Annotated in this window: 1 tRNA gene; it reads left to right on the forward strand. The window is 49.2% G+C overall.

Going from position 1 to position 333, the window contains the following annotated elements:
- The first annotated feature begins 232 nt into the window (after positions 1-232).
- Positions 233-308 (forward strand) — tRNA-Ile (locus SB764_RS38975).
- Positions 309-333 lie beyond the last annotated feature (25 nt).

Raw genomic sequence — 333 nt, forward strand, 5'->3', positions numbered from 1 at the left:
GCGGTGTAATCGCGTGAATTATACGGTCAACCCTTGCTGAGTCAATGGCTTTTGATCTGGTTGCTGAACAAGTGAACGACCGCGTCTGATTTTCTGATTTATTTCGCTATAGCGGCAAACAAACGCACACCGCTGCGCGTCTGAATCAAGAAAACCCGTATTTTCATGTATCAAAGTGACCTGCAGCCAAGCTTGGATTGCGACACGGAGTTACTTTATAATCCAATCGATTGGCCCCTTAGCTCAGTGGTTAGAGCAGGCGACTTATAATCGCTTGGTCGCTGGTTCAAGTCCAGCAGGGGCCACCAGCGGCCGCAAAGGCTGACGAGAAAT

This window comes from Paraburkholderia sp. SIMBA_027, assembly GCF_046535315.1.
Lineage (GTDB): Bacteria > Pseudomonadota > Gammaproteobacteria > Burkholderiales > Burkholderiaceae > Paraburkholderia > Paraburkholderia tropica.